This window comes from Paenibacillus sp. OK060 (assembly GCF_900101205.1).
In the GTDB taxonomy this organism is placed as follows: domain Bacteria; phylum Bacillota; class Bacilli; order Paenibacillales; family Paenibacillaceae; genus Paenibacillus; species Paenibacillus marchantiae.
This window is the reverse complement of record NZ_FNFR01000010.1, coordinates 175,459-200,791: the sequence shown is the minus strand read 5'-3', so window position 1 is coordinate 200,791 and position 25,333 is coordinate 175,459. Positions and strand designations below refer to the sequence as shown.

General features: G+C 35.8%; 9 protein-coding genes and 1 pseudogene. 2 read left to right on the top strand and 8 right to left on the bottom strand.

The window, feature by feature from the left end; translation table 11 throughout:
- The 7 genes from BLS14_RS28520 to BLS14_RS28490 form a co-directional block, all read right to left on the bottom strand.
- Positions 1–1,541 (bottom strand): condensation domain-containing protein (locus BLS14_RS28520; protein ID WP_143021597.1); only part of this gene is annotated, 1,541 nt, incomplete at its 3' end.
- A gap of 35 nt (positions 1,542–1,576) precedes the next feature.
- Complete coding sequence (locus BLS14_RS28515; RefSeq protein WP_090955142.1) at positions 1,577–16,609, bottom strand: non-ribosomal peptide synthetase; 15,033 nt, start codon at positions 16,607–16,609, stop codon at positions 1,577–1,579.
- 17 nt (positions 16,610–16,626) lie between these two features.
- On the bottom strand, positions 16,627–17,817 hold the full coding sequence (fabD, locus tag BLS14_RS28510; RefSeq protein ID WP_090955140.1) for an ACP S-malonyltransferase: 1,191 nt from the start codon (positions 17,815–17,817) through the stop codon (positions 16,627–16,629).
- Positions 17,814–18,545: a thioesterase II family protein gene (locus tag BLS14_RS28505; RefSeq protein ID WP_176854822.1), complete on the bottom strand. Its 732-nt coding sequence runs from the start codon at positions 18,543–18,545 to the stop codon at positions 17,814–17,816. Before BLS14_RS28505 ends, fabD begins: the two co-directional genes overlap by 4 nt.
- Before the next feature lie 152 nt (positions 18,546–18,697).
- Positions 18,698–19,252 carry an antiterminator LoaP gene (gene loaP / locus BLS14_RS28500; RefSeq protein ID WP_090955137.1) on the bottom strand — a complete coding sequence of 185 codons (555 nt, stop codon included), beginning with the start codon at positions 19,250–19,252 and terminating at the stop codon, positions 18,698–18,700.
- 25 nt (positions 19,253–19,277) lie between these two features.
- Positions 19,278–20,264 (bottom strand): TauD/TfdA family dioxygenase, encoded by a 987-nt coding sequence (locus tag BLS14_RS28495; protein ID WP_090955135.1) that lies wholly within the window; start codon positions 20,262–20,264, stop codon positions 19,278–19,280.
- Positions 20,265–20,303: 39 nt separating this feature from the next.
- A complete protein-coding gene (locus BLS14_RS28490) occupies positions 20,304–20,852 on the bottom strand; it encodes a histidine phosphatase family protein (RefSeq protein WP_090955133.1) in 549 nt (182 codons plus the stop codon).
- Between the two features lie 476 nt (positions 20,853–21,328).
- On the opposite strand from BLS14_RS28490, the gene BLS14_RS28485 reads away from it, so the two are divergent.
- A complete protein-coding gene (locus BLS14_RS28485) occupies positions 21,329–23,338 on the top strand; it encodes a DUF5693 family protein (protein WP_090955131.1) in 2,010 nt (669 codons plus the stop codon).
- A gap of 417 nt (positions 23,339–23,755) precedes the next feature.
- Positions 23,756–23,854: pseudogene (locus BLS14_RS28480) on the top strand (CRISPR-associated endonuclease Cas1); the annotation flags it as partial.
- A 242-nt stretch (positions 23,855–24,096) separates the two neighbouring features.
- On the opposite strand, the gene BLS14_RS28475 reads toward BLS14_RS28480, so the two are convergent.
- On the bottom strand, positions 24,097–25,218 hold the full coding sequence (locus tag BLS14_RS28475; protein WP_090955129.1) for an AlbA family DNA-binding domain-containing protein: 1,122 nt from the start codon (positions 25,216–25,218) through the stop codon (positions 24,097–24,099).
- Between the last annotated feature and the right edge of the window lie 115 nt (positions 25,219–25,333).

Genomic DNA, 25,333 nt, shown 5'->3' with positions numbered 1-25,333 from the left:
ATCACTGCGACAATCTCATCCGAATCGGTGCCCATACTTTGCAGTTTGACAGCAATCTGATTTGCTTGTTCATTTAATTCACGATATGTCAGCTTCGCACCCTCTACTTGCAAAGCAATATGATCTGGTGTTTTTCTAACTTGCTCCTGAAATAACTCAGAGATTGTTTTTTCGGTAGGGTACGCTGTAACTGTATCATTAAAATCTTCCAAGATTAATTTTTTTTCAGTCTCAGTTTTCAGGTCAATATCTCTTATGTTAACACTAGCATTACTCACGACTTGTTCGGCTATTTTCAGTAAGTGCTTACCTAATTGAACAATCGTCTCCGAATCATAGACCGAGGTGCTATATGTGAAAGCCGCCTCAAGTTCAACTCCCGGTGATATTGTCAGGCTAAAATCATAATTGGTGTGTTCATAATAATCAATATCCGAGAGCAATGAAGTCTGTTCTCCCAGACTTTCAATCGGATAATTCTCAAAAGCAACAACATGATCAATAATTTGATTATTTCCAGTAGTGGAGCTCTGTATATCACTTAAGGAAATAAACCCATTCTTATTAGCATCAACCATTAACTGATGGACATTTTGAGTAAGATCTATAAAGGTAGTATCACTTAAGCTCCTAACTCTCAATGGGACTGTGTTCACAAAGAGACCGACCATCGATTCTATTCCTGATATCTCAGGTGGGCGACCAGATATAACTGATCCAAACACTGCATCATCAGTTTGATTATATTTTTGAAGAAGAATTCCCCACATTGTGTGCATAACAGAACTTAATGTTACTTGATATTGATTGGAGAGATTCTCCAATCCCTTAGTTAGATTGGGTTCAAAATACAAATTATACCTTTTGTGCTCCACTATCTCGTTCTTGTTATACTTTTTTTGAAATTGCAAAGAAGAAGCTTCAGTATATCCACTTAAAACTTCCTTCCAATATTGCATTGCTGTATCTTTCTCCTGATTGTCTAACCATTCAAAGTATAAACTGTACGGCTGGACATCATTAAGTAAAATCTCATCACCTTGGCATATGAGATCATATATTTGAAATAAATCCTTTAGTAAAATACCTAAGCACCATCCATCAAGGATAATATGGTGGAAACTCCACACAAACCTCCAGGATTTATCGCTGATCTTAAATAGAGCTAATCTCATTAGAACATCTTGTTCCAGATCAAATTTTATTTGTCTGTTGTTAATCATGTATTCATTAACATAAACTGAACGATCTGACTCCTTTAATGAAGTTATATCTTCCACGTGCACTTGAGTTGTTCTCTCACTCATAACTACTTGTAAAGGCTGTTCAACATTTTTAGTAACAAATGCAGTTCTAAGCACATCATATCTTTCAATTAATGTATTTAAACTCTGGTTTAGAATTTGAGGATTTAGTTCTCTTGCTAGAGTGAAAGATAGCTGCTCGAAATATGCATCAGAATCACTATCAAATTGGTGATGAAACAGTATTCCTTCTTGTAAGGGAGTAAGTCTATAAATATTCTGAATTGATACCGTCATTTAGAATGTCAACCCTTTCTCCATTTGTTTAACGATTATTTTTTCCCGAGCGAATCCATAATCATACTTAACTGGTTTTGAGATAATTTCTTATACGTAAAATCTGATGCTGTCTTTTCTCTAGATTGCAAATTACAACAATAATCAATAAGGAGGAGAAGATGTTTAATAAATAGTTCAGAGAAATTGGTGAATTCTTGTTCTTCAAACTGATTTTTGTTATATGTGAATCGTAAAATAGTTTCACCGTTTAAAATCATACAATTGATTTCAATACTATGGCTTCTCTCTAAATTAGGTCCCATTTCATCTCCCATAGGATATTGAGAAGTTAAAGACCTCGATAGATTTTGATCGAATTCTCCTAAATAATTAAATACGATATCTGATTTAATTGCTGAGCTAGTTAGTGAATTATTAATATATTTTAAGATGTTAAATCCAAAACCATTTTTAGGAACCCTTCTAATACCGTCTTTAATTTCTTTAATGAAATAGCTTAAATCATTATTCCCTTGATTCTTAATCATAAAAGGATACACTGAAGTGAACCAACCAACAGTCCTTGAGATATCAATCTGATCAGAAATATCTTCCCTTCCATGACCTTCTAAATCAACAAAAAACTCCTCAACACCCAACCATTCTTTTATAGATAATCCTAAAGCGGTGAGTAAGAGATCCTTAGTATCAGTGTTATATGCTAAATGGGCCTGTTTAGTTAATCTCTTTGTAGTTTCAATATCTAATCTTTGAACCAGAGTATAACTATCCCTGTAGCAGTCAGTACCTAATTGTTGATTAATAGGAAGTTTGTTAACTTGGAGTTTTTCAAGTTTGGTCCAGTAAAGCAAATCATCTTCGAGATGTTTACTTTGTGCGTAATGAATTAACCCTTTAGCCCAAGTTTGGTACGAATCTGTTTTTAAAGGTAACGTTGGCGTTTGGTTATTAAGAAACTGTTCATAAACACTCAAAAAATCTTCCACTATTATCCGCCAAGAATAACCATCTACTACCAAATGATGAGCAATAATTAAAAGGTGATCTCCAGATTCAGTCTTAAATAATCCTACTTGTAATAAAGGTCCGCCAAAAATATTAAATCGACGTTGTAACATATTCGCATGTTCCTCAACTCTTTTTTCTTGAGAAGGATCATTGATTAGATTAAAGATCTCAAATTGGAAATAATCCATTTCAAGACTATTTTTACGATTCCATTGTTTTACATTCCCCAATTCGTCTAAATGGTACGACATTCTTAACGCATCGTGATGATCGACTAGTTTTTCCAACGCGAAATTCACACTATTTTCGTCAAATCCTTCTTCTTTATATAGCATTATTGACTGATTAAAGTGATGGTAGGTAGAAGAATCACGTTCAAAAAATTGCTGTTGAATTGGCGCTAGTTCCACTTCGCCTTCGACCTGTGATTGATCGATATGACGAACAATGGATGTCACATGCTTACTTATAGATTTAACTGTTGGGTAGGAAAAAATATCCTTCACTTCAGTATGGTACCCATAATTTCGTAGACGGGAGACTATTTGTAATGCCTTAATTGAATCTCCGCCCATATCAAAGAAATTGTGATTAACACCCAACGATTCAACCCCTAATACTTCTTCCCACACTTTTACCAAACTGAATTCCACTGATATTGTAGGCGCTATATATTCAATACTTGATGTGAAATCTGGAAAAGGTAGAGCCTTTTTATCAATCTTCCCATTGGGTGTTAATGGTAATTGATCCATAAACACAAAATAAGAAGGTATCATATGGATCGGAAGGACGCTGGATAATCTTTCTCGAAGCATCTGTGTTTCCAGTTCTGTATTTGCAACGATATAGGAACACAAAAATAACCGATCATCATGTTGAATTGCTTGAACTATTGCTGTTTGAATTTCTTCATACGATATTAGAACACGCTCGATTTCTCCAGGTTCTACGCGTACACCACGTATTTTGACCTGATCGTCGATCCGACCTAAAAATTCAATGTTTCCGTCAGGAAGCCATCGTGCTAGGTCTCCAGTACAATACATTCTCCCATGTCCAAATGGATTGGTAATAAACTTTTCATTCGTCAATTCATACTGATTTAAATATCCTCTTGCCAGGCTATCTCCTGCAATACACAACTCCCCAGGTACGCCAAGCGGAGCCAAATTTCCATCCTTATCTCGGATATAGATGTTTGTATTGGTTACAGGTTTGCCGATAGGAATATTTGCATAAGTTCCATCAATTTTGAATAATGTTGCCCCAACGGTATATTCCGTAGGTCCATAACCATTAATCAATACATACCTTGCGTTAGGATGCTTTTGAGAGTGTTTCAACTTGTCCCCAGCAGTTTGCATTATACGTAATGTTTTATTTTCTAATTGCATGAATTGTTCACATACCTGTGTCGGTAAAAAAGAAATAGTGACTTTATTCTTTTCGAAATATTCATTTAATAGCACAATATCTAAACGTATATCCTGTGGAACAATACACAATGTGCTACCAGTGATTAAACAAGGGAATATCTCCCACACTGATGCATCAAATCCAAATCCGGCATACTTACTGACGCAATCATTTCGTTCAATCTCATAAAACGTTTGGTTCCATGTACACATATTAATTAGGGAAGTATGCTCGATCATAACTCCCTTCGGCTTTCCTGTAGAACCAGAAGTATAAATAATGTAGGCAAGATCGTTAGGTTCTCCAACGGAATCAAAATCTGAAGCAGTGTATTTAGAGAAATCAATTGCAGACCATTCTATCACTTCTACTCCAAATGATTCTTTATTACTTATGCATCTGTCTCCCGTGATAAACAGGGTACTACCACTGTCCTCAAGCATAAATTTCACACGCTCTACTGGATACTCATGATCGATAGGCAAGTATGCTGCTCCAGTCTTTAAAACGCCAAAGACACTCGCAATCATTTCTAGTGAAGGCTCAAACATTAGCGGAATTATATCCCCTCGAGTAACCCCTCTCTCTCTTAAAAATGATGCTACTTTATTGGCCAATGTGTTCAGTTCATGATAAGTCATGGTTTGATCCATAAAGATTAAAGCAATATCATCTGGAGTGCGCTCTGCTTGTTCTCTAAACAGCTCATGAACTGTTTTATCGTTTGGATATTCAATTCGCGTAGGATTTAATGAGTATAATTTCTGTTTCTCTTCTGGACTAAGCATTTCTAAATCACATAAAGAAACATGCTCATATCCCATAACTATTTTTTCTAAGATACTAGTAAAGTTTTTGCACATTTGAAGAATTGTTTTCTCTTCGAACAAATAAGTCGCATATTCGACTTCTAATACCATTCTTTTTTCTTCAGCTAGTACATTAAAAGTTAAATCGAACTTACTTTCATTTGTCGACACATGATTTATACTTTCGAAAGGTTCATTTACTGAATCAACATCCGAAGTCATACTGAACATAACGTCGAATAGTGGATTGCGACTGTTATTTCTTTGAACATTTACTTTTTCAAGAAGCATTTCCAAAGGATATTCTTGATTGTCTAGACCCTTCAAGACTGTGACTTTAATTTCCTCAAGCAACTGTGCAAAAGTTTTACTCCCCGTGATATTATTTCTAAGTGCAAGTGTATTAACAAACATACCTAATACACCATCTAGCTCCCGAGTTGTACGGCCAGCCACTGGTGTTCCAATAATGATATCTTCCTGTCCCGTGTATTTATAGAGCAATGTGTTCAAAGCTGTGAACAATACCATATACACAGTGATGCCTTTATTTGCAGCGTATGAGTCTAGTCCTTTATACAAATCCTGATTGATTTCTAAACGCAGTGTGTTTCCTTCATATCTTCTTTGAATTGGTCTTTGAAAATCTGTTGGTAAATTGAGTACAGGAAGATCACCTTTTAATGATTCTACCCAGTAATTTTCTTGATCCTCCCACACTCCTGAATGCACTTTTTCATGTAACCATGAAGTATAATCTTTGTACTGTAGCTTCAACTCAGGTAATTTCTTGTCTCTATATAATCCAGCTAATTCACTCATTAATATCCTGAAAGATAAACCATCAGAGATTATATGATGCATATCTGTCAACAGGAATTCTTTACCTTGTTCATCTTTAACATATTTAACTCTAAGCAAAGGAGCACTATTTAGTTCAAATGGATGTACGAACTGAGAAAGTAGCTCCTCCATTCCTGTCGATTTAGTGCAGAAGTGTTTTTCCATAGTAAAAGGAACATCATCATGTACAACTTGAACCGGCCTGCCATCCTCAATTAAAAATGAGGTTCTTAAAATATCATGACGTTTAATTAAGTGTTTAAGAATCTCCTCAATCTTTTCAACATCTGTCCCCTTTCTTAACTCTAGTAATGCAGGCATGTTATATGCCGTTCCGCCGCCCTCAAGTTCATTCAATAGCACCATTCTCTTTTGGGAAAAGGAAACGTCATATTTATCATCTTTTGTAGTTGTAATGATATTTTTAATCTTATGCTTCTCACTAGCGTCAATTAATACTGCTAGCTTTTCAATGGTCGCTGCATTAAAGAAATCTTGCAAAGTAACGCGAACAGACAGTGATTCTTCTATTGCTGAAACCAGATGTATGGCACTAAGAGAATCCCCCCCTAATTCAAAGAAATTTGATCTGATGCCGATCTTGTCAATTCCTAATACTGATAACCAAATATTTTCCAATTTAAGCTCAGTTTCGCTACTAGCCATAACATAATCATCAATAACCGTAATTTTTGGAGTAGGCAATGCTTTTTTATCTAGCTTTCCGTTTTGTGTTATGGGTAGCTGATCCATAAACACAAAGTAGGAAGGTACCATATGGATTGGAAGAACAGTGGCTAATCTTTCACGGAGCACCTGTGATTCTACCATTTGATTAGCGACAATATACGCACATAAAAATAGTTGGTCTTTATGTTCTACTGTCTGCACTGTTGAAGTCTGGATTTCCTCATACGAGATCAGGATTCTTTCAATCTCCGTCGGTTCCACACGGACCCCTCTTATCTTCACCTGATCATCGATCCGACCTAAAAATTCAATGTTTCCATCAGGAAGCCATCTTGCTAAGTCTCCTGAACAATACATCTTTCCGGATCCAAATGGATTGGTAACAAACTTTTCTGCTGTTAATTCAGGCTGATTTAAGTAACCCCTTGCCAAATTTTCTCCCGCTATGCAAAGCTCCCCTGGTACCCCTACAGCTGCTAAAGCTCCATCTTTATCCCTGATAAAAATACTCGTGTTAGCTATCGGTTTCCCAATTGGGATATTTACATAAGCACCATCCACTTTAAATGCTGTTGCTACAACTGTATTCTCTGTCGGACCGTAATTATTAAATAATTCATAGGCTACGTTAGGATGTTTCTGTACATGCTTCAATTTATCACCAGCAGTTTGTAGTACACGTAGAGATGTATTATTTAATCGCATAAATTGTTCACATACTTGCGTAGGTAAAAAGGAAATAGTCACGTTGTTATTTTCGAAATATTCGTTCAATTGCACAACATCTAAACGTATTTCTTGTGGAACAATACACAATGTACTACCACTAATTAAACATGGGAACATTTCCCATGCTGATGCATCAAATCCGAATCCTGCATATTTACTGATACAATCCTTGTCCTCAATCTCATAAAACGATTGATACCACGTAGACATATTAATTAAGGACGTATGTTCAATCATAACCCCTTTAGGTTTTCCGGTAGAACCCGAGGTATATACTACATACGCTATATCATGTGATCCCCCATATGATTCGGTAGCTGAAAAATCATAGTTTGTTAATTCAATGTCGGACCATTCTACTACTTCAACTCCAAGTTCTTCTTTATTCTTTAAATGATTACTTCCTGTTAGGAGTAACGTACTCGCACTGTCTTGAAGCATAAATTTGACGCGTTGCATCGGATATTCATGATCGATAGGTAAGTATCCTGCCCCCGTTTTTAATACACCTAGTACACCAGCAATCATCTCTATCGAGGGCTCCATCATCAGCGGAACAATATCTCCACGAGAAATTCCTTTTTCCTGCAAAAAGGCTGCAACTTTGTTTGCTTTTCTGTCCAGTTCTTGATAAGTTACCTTCTTATCTTTGTAAATGAGAGCTATACCTTTTGGTGTTCGATCTACTTGTTCTTTAAATAATCCATGAATTGTTTTTTCTCTTGGATAATCCGTACGTACAGGATTAAATGCATAAAGTGCTTGCTTCTCCTCTCTGGTAAGCATATCCAAATCTTTAATATAAATCTTATGGTTATACACCATGCCCTTCAGAATATTTAAGTAGTTACTAAACAAACCCTCGATTGTACTAATCGAATATAGACTACTATTAAAATCAATATTTGCTATCAAAGAATTATCATATTCGTCCACGATTAAAGAGAGATCATATAAAGGGTCTCCTGAATGGATTTCAATTGGCTTCAGTATGAGCTCCCCAAAACTTACTTCTTCTAACGCGATATTTTGTAATATAAACATGGTATTAAAAAGGACTTTCCCAGTACCATTTCTTTCGATAGAGAGTTTTTCTACAATTAAGTCAAATGGATAATCCTGATGTTCGAAAGCATTAATTGTATGCGTTTTGATCTCCTCTAAATATGCATTTATCGTCTTGTCTCCACTTGGTTGACTGCGTAGAGCCAATGTTTGCATAAATAAGCCTACTGTTCTTTCACTACTTTCATGATTTCGACCTGAAAGTGATGTTCCTACAATGATATCTTCTTGCCCTGAGTACTTATAAAGTAATATATTGTATGCCGATAATAAAACCATATATAACGTAGTGTTCGTTTCTTGAGCTAATGATTCAAGTTGAACTAAAAATGATTCATCTATGGCAAAAGACATTCGATTTCCTTTTCTGTCGTCATTTAAAATCACATTTGATGAGTTAGATGGTAAATGCAAAACTGGTAGTTCTCCTTGAAAAACATCTATCCAATATTTTTCATGAGTTTCAAGTTCAGAGAATTTAGAGTTTTGCCATGCTACGATATCTTTATGATGAATCTCCACTTCAGGAAGTATAGCCCCTTCATAAACTTGCTTGATCTCTTCGAGTACAATACCCAGAGAATATCCGTCTGTAATAATATGATGGACATTAATGAGTAATTCATGATGACTTTCCTCTATTTTTACGAGCTCTACTTCAATAAGAGGCGCTTGGGATAAATCAAATGATTTAACAAATTGATTTTTATGTTCCTCAAAATCACCAATACTCATTTCTGTTCGTATTACCTTAAATGGTAGATTCATATCAACTTTTTGTTTTATTTCACCTTCTACTACATAGAAAGAAGTAAAAAAGGCCTCATGTCTACGAATGACTTTTTCCAGACAGTCAACAAAATGATTTTCATCTAGTTTCCCAGATAGGATGAATCTCTGGACCATATTTTGTGACAAACTTGTTGGATCCATCTGATGCAAAAAATAAACTCTTTGCTGTCCAGGTGAAGTTTCATAATCATTCTTTAAGCTTAAGATGGGTATTGGCAATCCCATTTCCGCCTCATTATTTGATATCCATTCAGCCAACTCTTTTATCGTTTGGTTTTTAAATAAAACTCCAATTGTTGCGTTTTTTCCAAACTCCTTATTTAACTTTGCCAACATGATGGTTGCTTTAAGGGAGTTACCTCCAATGGCAAAAAAATTATCATTTCGACTAATTACATTTCTATCTACGGTTGATTGCCATATTTCTAGCACTTTTTCTTCCAGTACATTCTCTGGCTTGCCAAAGTAACTTTTTTCTTTTTCAGTACTTTTTCCAACATGAAGCGATTGCATTTCTTCGTACAGTTTGTCTAATTTATCATGTTGTTCAATGGTGAACATATCAATAGCACTACTACCAGAAGCTCCTCTTTTTATCATCTCATTCAAAAGCTCGGAAAATCCATTTACCCACATCTTTATTATCTCATCTGTAATAAACTCCGTATTGTATTGAAAATCAATATACAATTCATCCCGGTAATCTATAACATTGAGAAACAAATCATATGCAACATATTTAGTCGGATACTCCCCTATTTGAGTAGAGATATCGTCCAATTTAACACTCTTTATTGGTCTGTCCATATTAAATACTACATTTATCTCAGGATAAAAAGGTGTTGTGAGCTCTTCAGCAATTGCTGCCATCGGTACATATTGATGTTTCAACACATTGTCTAACCGTGTTTTGATATGTTCCATATAAGAAGATAATTGATCATTCCTATTGCTCATAAAAGACAACGGAATTACATTTACACATGGACCTACTAAATAATGATTTTTCAATTGAAGTTGTCCAGCCGTTGGTATGCCAATAGTTATATGATTTTGATTTGTGATAGACTGCATAAATTGACTGAATGCACCTAGTAAAGTTACAAACAGAGTATTACTTACTTCTGCACTAAACGTTCTTAAAGCTTGGGTTAGTGCGGAATCTATTTTCAAGGTATGTTTCGCGCCACGATATCCTGATTTTGACCGTTCTAACGGTTGAGTCGGTAAGACTAGAGAAGGAATAGCACTACCCAGCTCCATGTTCCAGAAAGCGGTTGCCTCTTTAAACGCATCTTTCTCACATATTGATTGTTGCCAATCAATATATTCAGCATAAGAGGCTGATTCAGGCAACAAAAGATGATTTTTATGCACTAATGCCGTATATAAATTAGCCATTTCCTGAAGAATTACTTCAATAGACCAGCCATCCGCAATAATATGATGGATGGTTAATATAAACCAAAACTCGTCAATTTCTAACTGTAGCACATTTATTCTGAAAAGACGGTCATCCCCTTCAAGATTAAAGGTTTTCAATGCATCATTCTCTAACCACTCAGATACCTTCTCTTCCTTACTTGCTGCAATTTGTGTGAAGTTAGTCTGACCTATATTTACAGATATTTCTTCCTGGATAATTAATTTTTCTTTTTCAATATCAACCTTTGCTCGCAGAAGACTGTGACGTTGAACAACCTGATTAAAAGCTTGATTTAGTAAGTGTACATCTAATTTCCCTTTCATTTTTAACAGGATAGACTCACTAAGAGCAGTAGAAGCTTCCTTGTCTGAAAGTGACGCCAATAAAATATGCTTCTGCTCATTTGTTAATGTAAGTTCTTGAGACAGATCACCTGTTTCTAGGGCCCCTTCGTAATTCGCCTTGTTTCCCCCATTAGGAGGGATTTTAGGTGATTCTGGTAAAAAGCCTCCTCTACGAAGATCACTTATTGTTTCTTGGACAGCATCGATGATTTTAGTCATATCTTCGTTAGTATGCGCCGTGGAGAGAAAACAATTTCGTCCTTCCCATACATAAATCCCTTTATACATTAGGTGGTAGAAAAACAGATCACTATCAATAGAGCAAACAAATCTAAATAAGGACCCATAATTCACGACATGTATTGCTACTTTTTCCTTGGTGAAAATCTGATTTAACTGGTTCACCAAATTATTTGTATGATTATTAAGTTTTGTGATTAGTCCTTCACCCTCAAACTTAAACTTTTCCAAAACAGCCATTGTCACACGCATTGTCAAAGGATGAGTATTAAATGTGCCTGCAACAAAGGTTCGTTTTGCTTCATCGACCGGCAAAGACAGATCTCCGAAATTCCATGTACCTCCATCTATCGCATTCATAAACTTGGACTTTCCAGCTACAACCCCAATGGGCATACCGCCACCAATTACTTTTCCATAAGTAACAAGATCAGCAGTAATTCCAAATGACTCTTGAGCTCCGCCAAGACCAATTCTAAACCCCGTAATCACTTCATCAAAAATAAGTGCAGTACCTGTGGTCTCAGTAATTTCTCTTAGTTTCCGCAAGAATTCTGCAGGTGCCACATCAGGACGTCGACTTTGAACAGGTTCTACCAACACAGCAGATATTTCATGACCAAGATTTTTGATTGTTTTTAAAGACTCTTCTTGGTTATAGTTTAGAACGATCAGGTCTTCCATAAAGTTCTGATTAATCCCAGGAGCCATTGGTCTAGCAGTAAACGTATCATCTGAAAGATTAGTTATACCCAGAACACCATCAAAGGTACCATGGTACGAGCCTGAGAATATCACAACTTTTCGTCGACCCGTTACCGCTCTAGCTAAACGGAGAGCGACCATAACAGCTTCTGTTCCAGAATTGTAAAATGCAACTCGTTCTACACCAGTTAGTGCTGCAATTCCTTCAGCCACATCTCCAGCAATATTTGACATAGGCCCGAGAGCAGGTAGGGTATTCAGGTTTTCTTTAACCATTAAGTTCGTAATAAAGTCAGGGTTATGTCCAAACAAATTCACGCCAAAACCCATTGTGATGTCGATGTATTCATTTCCGTCTACATCCCATATTTTAGATCCTTGCGAAGAATGTCCTATGATTGGATAGACCATTTCTTTCCAAACCATTCTGAAAGCAGCTAAGTTTCTGTTATTCGCATGGATAAGTCTATTTTGAGCAGTATACTCTTTCGATTTTTTCGTTTTCCTTACATATTTATTCACAAAGTCTTCAAGGTAACGTTCTTGTTTTGGGGTTAGATCTATTTTTGTTTGGAAATCTTGCGATTGATACGGTACAAAAGGTTTAGTCTCCTGCTGAGCAGTCACTTGTGATTTCACCTTAGACTCTGAAGCTGTTGTAGCCGCTACTTCTTGTTTCAATTGTTCAATACCATAGGTATCTATACTTGTATATTGGCTAATGACTTTTAATTGTGCATGTAATGTAGAGCTTATAATTTCATTCTGAGATTTTAGTAGTTCATTTTGTGAAGAAATAATTCGTTCCAATAGATCAGGTGAACCCTCCATTTTCTTCTTCTCTTTAATTGTCGGTTCCATGTGAGATTGAGAAGATTTTGAAGTTAATTGTGGTGAAGTGGACTCAACTTCAAACTGAGCATGGCTATGATTTGAAATAAACTCAATTAGATATTTTATATTAGTGATGGAATCAAAAAAATTACCTATTGGTATATCTAGACTAAACTTTTCTGAAATCTCATTTCTTACTTGAGCTAGTGAAATAGAATCTAAACCCATAGAGATGAAATGAGTGTTTTCGTCTAAATCCTGAATTGATATGCCTGATACTTTAGAGATAATAGTATAAATAAAGGTTTTAATTGTGGTGATGTTATCTCCCAACTGATTACTCCTCCTATAAAGATTCCCATAATTTTTGTTAAGCTTAGGTTCTAACCAACTACGCTTTTCTTCAAATGGATATAATGGAACAGGAACTTTTTCACAAAATTCCCCTTTAAAAAAACCTTCCCAGCTGATATCGGCTCCTAAAATATATAACTCCGCTATTTTTTCTGATCGATGTTGTGCAAGCTCTTCATTTGAAAGGACGCCCCAGACTTGTTCTTTGAGTTTTGAATAATCCGTATGAGTGTTTACATTTCCCAGATAAATCCCTTCAATATTTTTCATGTCCTCAGAAAGTAATCTTAACTTGGTAAGCATATCTTCTTTGTTGGTGGCGGTAATTGCTGCACGAAACTGCAAATGCGGTCTGCCAGTATTCGTTGTGTAACAAATATCTAGTAGATTCCATGAGTGATCTCGCTCCATATAATTCAAATAACGTTTAATGAGCGTAGATAAAGAATCCTCATTATTTGCAGATAACGCTAACAAATAGTGAGGATTCTTTTCTTCTTTTCTTTCATTCAATTCCAAAGGATGGGATACGTATTCTTGCAAAATTACATGAGCATTAGTACCGCTGAATCCAAAGGAACTGACTCCACCTACTAAGGGGGACTGCTCTACATCAAATTCCGCTAAATTTTTACTTATATAAAACGGAGAAGACTCTAATTTTAAATGCGGATTAGGGCTTTCAAAATGTACAAGGGGAGGCACCTTCTTGTTTTTCAACATTAATACTGATTTAATGAAACTCACTATACCAGCCGCCTCAAATAAATGACCGATATTGCTCTTAACAGATCCTAAAGCACAAAATTGTTTTTGATCCGTAAATTGGTTAAACGCATTGCATAATGCTTTAAATTCTACGGGATCACCTAATTTGGTGCCTGTACCGTGTGCTTCAATAAAATCAATTTTTTCAGGGTCTATCCCAGCCTGATTCCATGCACTTACAATAACTTCGGTTTGAGATAACGGATTAGGCGCCGTAATTCCAATCGTTTTACCATCCTGGTTGACTGCACTTCCTTTTAATACCGCATAAATATGATCTCCCTCCTTAACCGCTTGGTCATAAGGCTTTAAAAGAACTGCCCCAACCCCTTCACTTATTCCGGTACCATCAGACTGAGCATCAAAAGTTTTAGTTAATCCATCAGCGGATTCAATATCTAATCCAGTCGCAACAGGTAATAAACTAATTCGAACTCCACCTGCAATTGCCATTTCACAATCGCCATTCATAATTGCTTGGCTAGCCAGATGCACCGCTACTAGTGAAGAAGAACAAGCGGTATCGATAGTAACTGCTGGTCCTTTTAAATCCAGAAAATATGCTATTCTACTAGCTAAAACGGATGGTAAGTTTCCTACAATTCCCGCTGAGAGTTCATTATAGTCATTCAAAGTAATTAGCCGTTCATAATCAAATCCTACTTTAGAATATCCAACATAAATACCAGTTTTCCCTGCTTTAATCTTGTTACCTGCATACCCAGCATTTTCAAGAGTATGCCACACAGTCTGGAGAAATAACCTCTGACTTGGATCCATCAATCGAGCTGTGTTTGGAGTAATTCCGAAAAATCCATAATCAAACTTATCAATTGAATGTAGATACCCTCCTCTTTTTAATGGAGTCTCTTCTAGATTAAGATCAATCAAATTGGCACAGTACCTAGCATCCTCAATTCGATTGCTCGGAAAGTCAGTTAATTGGTGTTCTCCTTTTTGAATCATTTCCCAAAATACATCTAAATCTGTTGCACCCGGTACATTCAAAGCCATACCTATTATTGCAATATCCTTTTTATCTTTTGCCTCTGCATTGCTGTGTCCTTCTATCGAATCCTCTTGCTTACTCTCATAGATATGTTGAGCAAGTTTCGTTATTGAGGGGTATGAGAAAAGTTCCGAAATCTCCAAACTCGTTTTAAACTCATTTTCGATAATCTCTAAGATTTGAACGAGTTTTAGGGAATTTACACCTAAATCAAAAAAACTTTCTTCCATATTGACGGATTTTCTTCCTGAAACCTCAATTAAAAGCTTTGATAATTTCTCTTTAATATGATGAAGAGAAGAATTTGATTTTAGTATTTCATCACTTACCTGTAGCTCATTCAATTTTTGAATATCTGCTAGAAACTCACCTGCTGAATATCGTTCTGATAATTGATATCTTTGAATTTTTCCACTCGTTGTTTTAGGCAATTTTCGAATTGGAACTACCTCGACATTCCATCCACCTTTTTGAAATAGATGCCTCTTTAACGTTTTTGACAAGGATAAGAATTCATCGGTCTTTCTTTTGAAAACAACAAATACAATTATTTCTTCCGAACATTCTGTTTTATTATAAACACCAACAGCAGCTATCCTACCAAGCTCTATACCTTCTAGCTCAACAGCAACTCGCTCAATATCCTGAGGGTATATATTTTTTCCATTAATGAATATAATGTCTTTCGATCTGCCAGTTACCACAAGATTACCTTCATTTATAAAACCTAAATCTCCTGTGTTTAGCCAACCATCTCTGGTTATAATATCGTTATAAGCTTCTGGATGATTATAATAGCCACTAGTCACATTTAACCCTGTAATTTGAATATTACCAATCATCTTCTCAGCTATTTCCTCGTTGTCATTGCCACAAACTCTATATTCGCAATAATCAATGGCTTTGCCTACTTCAACAAAAGAAACTGCACGAGCATCTGTTACTTCCACTTCTTTTACAAAATCGCCTGTATTTAAATGGTTTCTGTCTACATATATCGTTTTTATCGGTTTTGACAATTCCGGAAAAGAAACCGCTACGGAAGCTTCAGCCATCCCATACACTGTAAACATGCTTTCTCTTTTTAAGCCATATACGGATAATGTCTTTAAAAATTGACCGCATACTTCAGTTGAGATAGGTTCAGCACCATTATATATAATCCTCACACATGATAGATCCCATTTATAGTCTTTTTCTGGGTTATAGAATTTAAGAAAATATCCGTAACCGAAATTTGGAGATGAAATCATGGTTGCTCGATGTTCATCCACTTTTTTTAGCCAGAGGATTGGCTTTCGGATAAATACTTCTGTAGGGATAATGTATTGATTAATTCCTACTACCAGAGGAACTAAATGAAAGCCAATCAGACCCATATCATGTGTTAGAGGCATCCATGAAAGAAAAGAATCTTTCTCATTAATTTGGGTGTGATTGACAACCCCACTGATATTATAAATTAAGTTTTTATGTGTTAATGTTACCCCTTTCGGGACCCCAGTTGATCCTGATGAAAATTGTATAAAGGCTATATCGTCTTGAGAAGGAGTGTTAAGAGTATATAAGCCATCGGGATAAGATGTATCGTTGATAGAACTCGTACGTTCCAACATCTCATCAATATTTAAAGAAGAATGCTTTTGCACAAATTTTTTAACACTGTTTAAGGCTTTCTCAGTAGTTATCAAATGAGGACGGCTCATGATATCCCAAATTTTAAACAGTTTTAATTTATGTTCATCATCTTCTCCAATGCTTATTGGAACGGGGATCATTCCCCCTAATAAACATGCCCAGAAAGCAATAACGAATAATTTATTATTTTGAATTTGAAAAATGACTTCTTGGCCTGGTTGAAGGCCTTCTTTTTGCAAATAAGCGAGATATCTGCATGATTCAATGTATAATTGTCGATATGGTAAAAAACTCTCTGATTTATCACTATCAATAAAGAGAATTCCTTCATCTGCTGAGTTACTCCGGTCTTGAATTACTTCAATCAGTGTATTGAATTTTTTGGTGAACATGACTACCTCCCGCGATTCTACAAATGTTCCATTATTTCTTTCGCTTCCTGGTTTGTAGTGTATTTTAGTTTCAATATTTCTTGTAAAAGCTTTTTAGCGTTTTCCTCTGAATTAAATAAAGGCGCTGTAGGTGTATTCTCTACTAACCCCTTTAACTCACTTAACAATGGATTTAGCTTTGTTAAATAAGTGGATTCCATATTCCGATTTCTACTAATTAATGCCGCTGTTAAGTAGTTCTTAAGCTTGGCCAACTCTCTCCCTTTGGGTAATTCAGAGTAGAGTTGCTTAACTCTCATTAAATCTGTGGAATCACTAATAGATAATGATCTAGAAGTATTTGGTATCGATTTCATGAAATCGGTTAAAACTTTTCGAGGACCTAGTTCAATAAAAGTAGTAACACCTTGCGTTATCATATAGTTGATGGACTCTAACCATCTAACGGGTAGTACGAATTGTTGTTTGAGCTTTTCTTTATAGGAATCGTTTTCCAAGTATGCTTGACCACTAACATTAGAAATAAGCGAACATTTAGGTGTATTGAATGTACATTTTTGCAGCTCTGAATAGAATAAGTCAGAAGCAGTAGTCATTAATGGACTATGAAATGGAGCACTGACATTCAAAAGCGTATATGTGCCTCTTTCTTTTTCAACGCTTTTTAAAACGCTCTCTATTGCAATATAATGGCCTGATATTACAATTTGTTTATTTGAATTCACACAAGCTATGGTCACGGGGGAGTCTTCATTCGCCGTTTCTCTACAAATGCCACTTAAGAGTTCCGCACTTATGCCAGAAATAGCAGCCATTCTTCCGACTCTCGCAGGATCAGCTTCTTGCATAAGAATGCCTCTTTTTCTAACTAACTGAATTGCATCTGAGAACGACAATACGCCACTACATACCATAGCTGTATATTCACCAAGACTATGCCCAGCCATAAAAGAAGGTTTAAAGTCCAACTCTTCTTTAAACGCATGATAAATACTCACACATACGGTTAGGATGGTAGGTTGAGCGTTCATCGTTTGAGCAAGTACTTTGCCTTCACCTTCGAAACATAGTTTTTTAACATCAATTTGTATTGCATCGCTTGCTTCTTCGAAAATTCGTTGGCTTCCTTCATACCTATTCCAAATTTCTCGACCCATTCCAACATATTGTGAACCTTGTCCAGGGAATAATAGGGCTACTTTATTCATACATATTCTCCTGTGTATACATTCATCAGAGTGTTATTTATCATTGCTATCAAATTTTGCTTTTGACTGTTCAAGTAAAAATGACCACCAGGAAAGGTATGTAGGGATGTCTCTCCTTGTGTGTACCTTTCCCATTCACGGATCTCTTCGCTTAAAATGCTTTCATCCTCACCCATTAAAACCGTTATATTGCAACCCAATAATGGCTTCTCTTCCCCCCCATTATTCGACTCTAAATTGGTTATATCTGATTTCAAAATGGGTAAGAAATAGGATAAGAAACTTTCGTCAGAAACTAAAATTTCGCTTATACCACCTAACTTTTGAAGTGCATTCAAAAACTGATCGTCAGGCAAGGTATGAAGCAAGGCGTCTCTAGTATGATGCGGTGGTCGTCTTGAAGAAATGAACAGATGTACAGGTGGCTTGTATCCTTCTTGTATTAATTTGTGAGTTAATTCAAATATGATACTCGCTCCCATACTATGGCCAAATAGTGCGTAAGGATCTCCTTGATCTTCGAGATATGGTTGGATACGCTCAAACATATCATTGATCAGCTCATCAAAAGAGCTATAAAGAGATTCATTTGTACGATAACCACGTCCAGCGAGTTCCATAGAAACTATACTTATATGGGGTAGTAAGTGTGATTTCCAATCAGAATACATGCTAGACATTCCACCAGCACATGGAAAACAGAATAAATTTAGATTCTCCAATTTCACATGCCTCCATTAAAAAGAGCCACCCGCTCATGTGAGCAAATGACTTTTTTAGTTAAATTTGTAAAAAAATTATTTATACCTTCGGCACTTCATCCAAAATCATTTTGCATTCTTCTGTAATCATATGTCCCTCTGATATGAGAGTAATGTGCCTAAGCATCTATTACTTCAACCAAAGTTGCTGATCGAATCACATTAATAGGTACGTAAATGGTTCGTTCTAAATAGGATAGATTCAATTTTATTTTCGCTTTGCTGTTTCGTATGTCTATTTTTTGGATATTATCTTTATGGTTTAACAGTGGCCCTGAAATCACTTCCATTTTCCCGTCCGTTATTCTGATATCTGAATAATCTACGGTGTCTTCTTGATTGAGGAGCTTTAATATAAAAGTCATTTCCTCTTCACTGATTGATTTCAGGTAAGAATTACGATCCATATTCATATCCTTTGATGAATTTTTTAAGATGTAGTACGTATTTGGGATTTTCAATAAGTCATTGTGATCCATTAACTTCATATCTGCCTGTATGAACAGATAGCTTGGAAATAACGGGATGATTCTTTCATAGAACCATCCACTTTTTTTCTCCCTTACCCGTTTCAAAGGTAGAAGACACTTTACTTTGTCTGAAAAATGCTCTCGAATCATTTCACGAACAAAAGCCTCTTTCCCTGTTTCGACAAATAAAACATACCAATACATACAACCACCCTATTGCGCAATATTTTCAAATTCCGTAGTTAGAAGTTAAGTCTCCCATGGTTACGACTATTTTCCGTGCGCCTTTATATGGTCTTCTTCCATGCGCCATCAACATATTGTCTAACATAAGTACATCTCCCTTTTCCCATGGGAACGCGAGAGAATGTTCATCGTACACATTTCTTATTTCTTGCAGATCTTCATCACTTATGGTATCTCCGTCTCCGTAGTATGTATTTCTTGGTAGGTTACTTTCACCTACTGTTTGAACTAAATACTCACGAATTGCAGGGGATAGATTAGTTACGTGAAATAGATGTGCCTGGTTAAACCAAACCATTTCCTCTGTTTGAGGATGTTTTGCTACTGCAGGCCGAATGGCTTTTGTTCTTAATCTGCCGTCCGAAAACCACTCAATATTTATCCCCGCATTTGAACAATATTCTTCAACTTCTTGCTTAGAATTCGTTTGGAATACTTCCTCCCAAGGTAAATCTAAGTTTCCACCAATATTTCTTTGGTATAATACCTGCTTTGTAGCAAATTTATCCTTAAGGTCTGGATTCAGTTGGTTCAAGATTGCCCGACTGTCAGCTATTGGTGTTTCACCACCAACCTCAGAAGGCTGCACACAATGGAAAAATATTTTTTGTGCCCATACGTGAGCATATGAATTTTCATTATGCATCGCAATATGTTGATCCTCTGGATACTCCGTAGAAGTATAGACGTTCCCTTTCACTTCACTTCTTGGGGTAGAACGTTCTTTATACTTCTCTAATTCAGGGGTAAAGATAGTCGAGAATTTTTCAAAGAGGTCGATGGAGCTGACATTAAAATTTCTAAATAGAACGCCACCATATTGTAAAACCAGCTTCTCAATTTCACTTTTGTTATGTAACGCCCAACCGTAAAAATCGTCTACATTTCCTTTACTATCCAGTACAGTAATTTTTGTTTCACCTTTTTGTAGATAATCCATTGTTATGTTTTCCATTGTTACGTTCATCATATTTGCGTTTACCCCCTGTTTTATGAAGTATATACTCAACTATTTTTCGTACACATAGATCTTCCCATTGATTGGATAAGGTTTAAAGCCAGGGCCTTTATATCCTCGTCTAAGTATTTCTTTCCTTAGTCTCATCATAAAAGTTGCATGGCTTACAATGAGGATATCTACACCAGCAGCCGCTGCCTCAATATCATTCATGACTAAAACGGCTCTATTATCCGTTTCTTTTGTACTTTCCACAACCGACTTATGTTTAGAATTAAGGATAAACTTCGTGATAATTCCCCATATGATGATTGGTAACTTCCCCTTCCAAACTTGAGCGTACCGAGGTAGAGGTATTTTTTTGAGTTTCTCATTGATAATGAGATCCCCATTATATATTTCATTAGCAGTCTCAATAGCTCGTTCCATATCACTGCAAAAACATTTTTGCCACTTGGTAGTTCCCATATCCACTTCGCTAATTTCAATTTCAGCTTGGTCATATTGTTCAAGCCACTCTGTTAGCTCTGCACCTGTTAACATGTAACTCGAAGGTTTTTCTTTTGCTACCTTAAAATGTCTTATCAATCCAATTTTCATAGTACACTCCTTAATTAAGTTTGAGTTTCATCTTTTTTTCCTTTATAGTAATTAAAAGATTATGACATAACTTTTTCCATTTTCCGTTGGATAGCTACAATATACAACTAATTTCTTCTTTCATCAACAAAATTCTATTTTTGCATGATATTATTTTTAAATACATATTTTATCTATATTTCAAAATAACTATTGATCTATCTTAGAAGATCATATCTAATCAGAAAAAAATGAGTACGTTTTCTTCGACGCGTACGTCAAAGAATATATACTTTCTTTCCAATCTTCTTTCATCAATACCTGCCATTCACAATATTATGTACAGCTAGTACATACTTCACCTTTTAATTAAATAGTCTCGTGATCTTCCAAGAGCTCTCTGAAAAATAACCAATTGCTCTAGAATTACAATCACGATTGATATATATTTTTGATGTAATGTTATTTTTTGTCTAAATGGAGGCGGAAGTTTTTCTATGAATAATCGATTTAGTAATTTGAACGAACGATTCAAATTGGTATTATATGTATTAGTTGTAATCAGTTTAGTGGCTACTATACCGTATCTTGCAAACCGTACAAAACTTGAATCTTCTGCAAAACAAGTAGAATTTATATTTGATTACAGGGGTTTAACCGAAATTGCAAACTATCAAAGCAAACCAGAAAAATATTTAGATGAGCAGTTAGCTACATTAAAAACAGCCGGTGTTAAGTCAATGGCGATATATGAAAGCACATTGAAAGATTTACAGCTTTTAAAACGGATCAACTATTACAGCACAGAAGAGCTTGAAAAAGCACAAAAACTTGATTCTACTTCTTCTGAAAATTTCACATATATCATTTATTCAGATGATGATGCCAGAATTGAAATGGATCCATTTATACGCGAAGCTTTCTCCAATGTTTCCATAAGAGAATGGACTTTCAATGGAAAGCAGGGGATTGTAATAGAGGCTGCTTTAGCAGAGGCTATTATGAAACCGATTGGTTTTGATCCTATTACGCTTAATAAATTGAGCTCTGATGGATTTGAAATTATTCCTCGTTTTTCAGACAGATCCCTCCCATATGATCATGAGAAAGTTAAGCAACAAATGGAAGTTTTTGAACAACTGGGAGTAACACATATTCTATTTGATGGTGATAGTGTAAAAGGATTTACAGACCAAGAAGATCTAAAAAGTCTTGACTTGTTTGGAAACTTGTTGAATCAACATCATATAGGTATTATTTCAATTGAAAACCTATTGCCACAGTCCCAATATGGGTTTAATTACTTGGCAAAAATCACAAATTTTAATGTTGTACGATTGTATTCCTTATCAGGTATAGATGCGACCCGACTAACGGCAGATACAATAGTGGATCGTTTTTTACTTGCAGCAAAAGATCGAAATATCAGAATGTTTTATCTGAATGCAGCTATCTTTAACAACCCAGGAAAAGCTGGCCTTGTAAGTTCTTTAGATAATTTATTCATCGCTTTTGATGATCAAGTGGGGATTATTCCAACTCTTGAAAAACAAGGATTCCCTACCGGGGAAGCTGAAGCTTTCCAAGTTAACAAAAACTCATGGGAGAATCCCTTAAAAGTTCTGATAATTCTAGGAGCATTATCACTTATAACCCTATGTATATCAAGTTTTTTCATGTTATTGACTATACCTTCTTTCATAATTGGAATTATAAGCAGCATCGGGTTATTCTTCTATAACAGTGACATCCTTATGCAAGCTTTAGCTTTAGGAGTAGGTGTTAGTACACCAACTTTAGCTATAATAACCGTTTTAAAAATGATCCTAAGGAAACAAACTACTCCTGTTAATCATAAAAAAAACTTATTAACTGCCCTTAAACTACTCGTAATCACTACTGTAATCACTTTAACTAGTGTTCCTTTTATAGTAAGTCTTTTGAATAATGTAAGTTACATGCTTTCCATTAATCAATTTCGTGGGGTTAGCGTCTTACATTTGGCACCTATCGCATTAGTCACACTATATATACTGTTGTTTATTGACAAATCTCCAATAAAGCGTTTACGATACATCCTGATTCAATCCATTAAAGTTTGGTGGGTTATAGCTGTTGTTGTGATAGGAATCGTTGGTTTTTATTATATATCTCGAACTGGAAATTCTGGGGAAGCCCCTGCAATTGAGATATTCATTAGAAAAATATTGGAAAACTCGATTGGAGTTAGGCCTAGGTTTAAAGAGTTTATGTTCGCTCACCCCTTATTCCTTTTTGGATTATTTTTAGTTTTACGTTATCGCTTAGCTATTCCTTTTCTAATTATTGGTTCGGTAGGTCAGCTTTCTTTAGTAGATACTTTTGCTCATATTCATACTCCACTTTATATCTCAACTATCCGTATATTTTTAGGACTTGGACTTGGTGTTCTAATAGGTCTTATTTTAATACTAGTATATGTATTCATTGAAAATCTGTTTAGAAAATATATTATGAATAGAGTTTAGTTTTGCTACAAACAAAATTAACAAATAGAGTATTCTTGGAGCAGGTTCACTACCATGAATACTCTATTTGTTATCTTGGTTATAAAGTGTGAATTGTAGGTGTAAGAAGACTCGTGAGTACTGTAGTTTTTTCTCAACCCACATACTATATGTGAGTATAACTCGTCTCCACCTTGCCCAGAGACATATGCATTTAATTCAATCCACGCACTCATACAGAGTGCGACAGCGAAAAGTACCTGAATTCCCTATTAATGAGAAGATAAATACGTCTTTTAGCTATTACAGCTTCTTTATTACTCAAACCACTTTAACAAAAGACATTGCCAAAAGGTCATAAACCAGACAGTCTCGAAAATTTCCGCGGTGCGAATCTCCTAGGAAAATCATGTGAAGTCCACAGGTGGCTCGCAATAAGTGAATGCATTATTATCCTTTGCCTTTACTTTGCTTGCAAATGATATGAAATCGGCTCTTGAATCAGTCGGACTTGATGCACACGTTGGGTTTCTACATCCTCGATCCTCACCAATAACCCGAGCCAAAAATCTTCCCGTTCGCGTCTCGCTGTACAATTTCAATCCACGCACTCCATACAGAGTGCGACATCTTCACACAGGAGAACTTTGGCTCAGTTTGGGGCAGCAAGGAAAACTATTTAATAATCGTAATATGTTTATATTAGCAAAATGAAATCGATTTGAAAATTAACTGTCTAATTATAGACCCTATCCAGCAAGCAAGTACTGATAAGCCGATTATTTAAAATTTAGATGGGCCTCGGCGAGGCCAAAAGCATTCCAAAGCCCGTCTAAAGCAGGCTTAATAGCTAAACCAATTTCTTCGTAGCTTCTAGTTACGAGGTTCTTTGGATCAATTAGAACATCCGGTAAAATAATCTTCTCTTCAGTTAGTGGCCAAGTTGCTAAAGAGGACCATTCTGGACCAAGAAGGAAACCAATATCTTGTACTCCATAGAATGAACAAATAAAGTAAAATGGTTCATTAATCTCTAGAACGTTGTAGTTATAAATTTGTCGTTTTACAGCTTGTATGAGTTGTCTTTCTATGGTGTAAGGAATGATCGTAGAATATTCCATCATTCGAACTGTTGATAATTCAATAATTCCGTTTCTGAATATTTGCATCCTCGACTCAGTGTTGTTAAATTCTGAATCACATGATTCAGAGTAGAGACCATGTATATTAATCCTTGGATTAGAACCTGCTGTGCCCAGTGGAGTCATGTTCACTTGGTTAATTAGATTTACGTCCAATGAATATTGATTTTCAAAACAAGACAACGGTAGCAAATGGGCTATAAAGAAAGGGACATTACCATACTCATTAAAAGTTGATAGAAGTCTTTCCTCTTTAAAGAGCTCGTATCTCTTGGAAAATTCCGTTGTTCCCAAGAACATTTCACGTAGTTCGTGAACATCTAAAGGGAACTTTCCATTGGACTTCCTAGAATAAAATTGATTGTTTTGTTTTACTCTGTGAGGGCGGGACCAACTACGATAAGCCCGGATTAAAATGACGTAATGTTTGGGGGATACTTCAAAGGGTTTGATGTCATATCGTGCAAGTCTAGGCTCAAGACCATTCTGTAGAATGTGACTAATTCTTAATATACATGCATCAATATCGTCCTCTTCGATACCTGGAGTAGTAGTGGGATCTCCTTCCGCTTCTTCGATCCCTAAGTAAAAATCTCCTCCGAACGCATTTGCAAAAGAAGAGACTGCTGCACAAAGTTGCTCAGGTCGGATCATCTGGGATTTATATTCGATACTCCCCCCTTCTTTCACCTTATTAGTAATTAGAGCTTCAATATCATTTAACTCAATAAGTTCGAATTTTTTTGCAAAAGTAGTCATTACAGTTCCTCCATTAAATTAAGTGTATAAGGTTCCACAAAAGAATCCACCTATCACCCAATGAATTCAGTATGAACGGGTGTAATTCAGTTAGAAATTCCGTGATCATACCCAC